2 protein-coding genes and 1 pseudogene are annotated in these 2607 nt (G+C 68.4%); all 3 read right to left on the reverse strand.

All coding sequences use genetic code 11. From position 1 onward, the window contains the following. Window positions 1–122, reverse strand: a pseudogene (locus ABZ453_RS50960) (sugar ABC transporter ATP-binding protein); the annotation flags it as partial. Window positions 123–126: 4 nt separating this feature from the next. Then, window positions 127–1203: an ABC transporter permease gene (locus tag ABZ453_RS50965; RefSeq protein ID WP_359026872.1), complete on the reverse strand. Its 1077-nt coding sequence runs from the start codon at window positions 1201–1203 to the stop codon at window positions 127–129. Beyond that, window positions 1203–2207, reverse strand: a complete 1005-nt coding sequence (locus tag ABZ453_RS50970) for a sugar ABC transporter substrate-binding protein (RefSeq protein WP_359026874.1) — start codon at window positions 2205–2207, stop codon at window positions 1203–1205. Before ABZ453_RS50970 ends, ABZ453_RS50965 begins: the two co-directional genes overlap by 1 nt. Between the last annotated feature and the right edge of the window lie 400 nt (window positions 2208–2607).

Genomic DNA, 2607 nt, shown 5'->3' on the forward strand with positions numbered 1-2607 from the left:
GCGCGGATGTTGCCGTAGGACTTGCCCGCGTTGCGGAGTTCGACGATCGGGGTGTCCCCGCCCTCCGGCGGGGTGTCCGCGAGGATCGCTCCGTGCGGGGCGGTTCCGTTGCTGGATGTCATGAGCTCACCTCCTGGTCGCCGACTGGCGGACCCACAGATTGATCATTACGGCGCCGAGCAGCATGACGCCGAGGAAGGCCTTGAACCAGTCGGGGTTCCAGCCGGCGAAGACGATGCCCTGGTTGACCATGCCGAACATGAACGCGCCGAAGACCGGGCCGATGGCGGAGCCGTAGCCGCCGGTCAGCAGACAGCCGCCGATCACCGCGGCCGCGATGTAGATGAGCTCCTGGCCGACGCCCTCGCCGGACTGGACGGTGTTGAAGGTGAAGAGCTGGTGCATGCCGACGAACCAGGCGCCGAAGCCGACCAGCATGAACAGGGAGATCTTGGTGAAGGTGACGGGGACACCGACGGCGCGCGCGGAGTCCTTGTTGCCGCCGACCGCGAAGATCCAGTTGCCGTACCTGGTCCGCAGCAGCACCCAGGTGGCCAGGGCGGCGAAGACCAGCCAGTACACGACGGTGATCTTGACCTGGACGCCTCCGACGGCGAAGGACGAGGCGAAGACCTTCCTGGTCTGGCCGAAGCCGTCCATGTCGCTGATGTCGTCGGTGGCGACGTTCCCGGTGATCAGCTTGGTGGCGGCGAGATTGACGCCCTGGAGGATCAGGAAGGTGCCCAGGGTGACCAGGAAGCTGGGCAGACCCGTCTTGACGACCAGCCAGCCGTTGAGGAAGCCGATCGCCAGCGACACCAGGAGGGCGACGATCACACCGACCCACACGTTCATGGTCAGTTGGAAGCTGAGCATGCTCGCGGTGAGCGCGGAGGTGATCACAGCGACACCGGACGACAGGTCGAACTCGCCACCGATCATCAGCAGGGCGACCGGCAGCGTCATGATGCCGATGGTCGACGACTGATACAGGACGGTCGCCATGGAACCGCCGTCGCGCACCGGCGGGGCGGCGATCAGGAAGAAGACGTACACCGCTGCGGCACCGAGGAAGACGCCGACCTCGGGCCGTGCCAACAGGCGTACGGCCAGGGGACGTTCGGCCGTCCGGCCGTCGGTCTCCTGACGGCCGGGGGCCGGCGGTGAGGTCACCGCCGGCTCGGCATGCTGGGTCCTGCTCATCACCTGGTGCCCTTCGCGGCGAACTGGGCGACCTGGTCGACATTGGTCTTGTCGATGAAGGCGGGGCCGGTCAGGACGGGGGCCGTGGAGCCGCCGCTGAAGTTGCCGTTGGTCTTGTACAGCCACAGGGCGTCGACGGCGAGGTAGCCCTGGAGGTAGGGCTGCTGGTCGACGGCGAACTCGACGCTGCCGTTCTGGACGGCCTTGACCAGGTCCTTGTTGAGGTCGAACGTGGCGATCTTGGCCTTGGAGCCGGCGTCGGAGAGGGACTGCACGGCGGTCAGGGCGATGGGGGCGCCGAGGGTGACGACCTGGTCGATGGAGGAGTCCTGCTTGAGCTTGGCGGTGATGGTCGACTTCACCGAGGGCATGTCGGTGCCGTTGACGTAGAGGATGTCGGTCTTGCCGGAGAAGCCCTTCTTCAGACCGGCGCAGCGGGCCTCGAGGGCGACCTGGCCCTGTTCCTGGATGACGCACAGGGCGTGCTTGGCGCCGAGCTGGTTGAGCCGCTGCCCGAAGGCCTGGCCGGCGATGTTCTCGTCCTGGCCGAAGTACTCGAGCATGCCGAGCTGCTTCCAGTCGGAGACGCCGGAGTTGAAGCCGACGACGGGGATGCCCGCGGCCTTCGCCTTGGCGACGACGTCCTTCATGGCGTCGGGCTTGGCGGCGGTCAGGGCGATGCCGTCCACCTTCTGATCGATCGCGTTCTGCACCAGGTTGGCCTGGTTGCCCGCGTTGGGGTCGGAGGAGTAGACGAGCTTGATGTTGTCCTTTGCGGCGGCGGCCTGGGCGCCCTTGCGGATGAGGTCCCAGAACGTGTCGCCGGGGGAGGCGTGGGTGACCATGGCGACGGTCATGCGCGGGGTGGTGGCCTTGCCCGCGGAGGCGGCGCCGCCTCCTTCCTCGGACTTCTTGCCGCCGGAGCTGCTGGAGCAGGCGGTGACGAGCAGGGTGGCGGCCAGGGCGGTCGCGGTCAGGGTGATGGCTCGGTGACGTGTGTGCATGTCCCTTGCACCTCGCTGTACTGATCAGGGGAAACGGGATGTCGGCTCGAACGGGCGCTGCACCCGTTCCGGCGGCGGGCGAGCGGCTTGGGAGCGCCTGATGCGGCGGCGGGTGTCGTGTGCGGCAGGCGTGGGTGGTGCTCCGCTCAGCGATATGACTAGCGCGCGTTACTAGCGCGCGCTAGGTGCTCGTACTATGGAGCGACCCCCAGGTGATGTCAATAGATTTGTCAGGACGTATCGACAAGGTGTCCTGTACAGACGTCGGGCCCCCCCCCGCCGGGGGGGCGGGCCGGGGGGGGCGGGGGGGCCAGGCGGGCCGGGGCCCGGGCCCGGGGTACGGGCGCGCGGGCAAACCCCGGGGGCGCACGCCCGCGGGCCCCCGCCGCCGGGCGGCGGG

It is taken from the genome of Streptomyces sp. NPDC005799, from assembly GCF_040630525.1.
Taxonomy (GTDB): Bacteria; Actinomycetota; Actinomycetes; order Streptomycetales; family Streptomycetaceae; genus Streptomyces; species Streptomyces griseorubiginosus_B.

Bases quoted from the DNA above. Each gene is read 5' to 3' on its own strand.
- ABZ453_RS50965 (WP_359026872.1), bottom strand. From the start codon at position 1,203: ATGAGCAGGACCCAGCATGCCGAGCCGGCGGTGACCTCACCGCCGGCC.
- ABZ453_RS50970 (WP_359026874.1), bottom strand. From the start codon at position 2,207: ATGCACACACGTCACCGAGCCATCACCCTGACCGCGACCGCCCTGGCC.